The 492-nt window shown below is 35.8% G+C and carries 1 protein-coding gene; it reads right to left on the reverse strand.

Features of this window, described 5'->3' with window-relative positions; translation table 11 throughout:
• Positions 1–492: HAMP domain-containing protein (locus DN408_RS31165; RefSeq protein ID WP_370458407.1), on the reverse strand; the 492-nt coding region annotated here is incomplete at both ends.

A 492-nucleotide genomic window follows, 5' to 3' on the forward strand; every position in this document is an offset into this window, starting at 1 on the left:
TCTAAATACCCTAAAACAGATGTTAGCGGCGTTCTTAAATCATGAGCTAAGTTGACAATGAGCTGATCTTTACTACTTTCCGCAAAGTCTCCTCGTTCAACCGCTTCTTTTAATTTTTCACTCGCTACATTAATTTCGCGTGCGATATATCCAAACTCATCATTTGATGAAACACGAACTTGATTTGAAAAATCTCCGTTCGCAAGATGATGAATCCCGTTCGAAATCTCATCAAAATATTTTAAATACGGTCTAGTAAGAAAGAAGAAAAACATAATGGACAGAGGAATAAATACAATTAAAAAGAAATTAATGTCCCCAATTTGTCTTACCATTGAACGAAATTGGGCTAAAGGATCCTCATAACGAACTGCTAATTTATAATAGAGACGTAGCCCCTCATAAATCAAATACGTTACGCCACCAGCTAATATCATACTTAACGCAAATAGCATAATCATCTTCGAGCGAAAGCTTCTCATCGTTTTAGCC

This window comes from Bacillus sp. AR13-1 (genome assembly GCF_008042285.1).
GTDB lineage: Bacteria > Bacillota > Bacilli > Bacillales > Bacillaceae_G > Bacillus_A > Bacillus_A mycoides.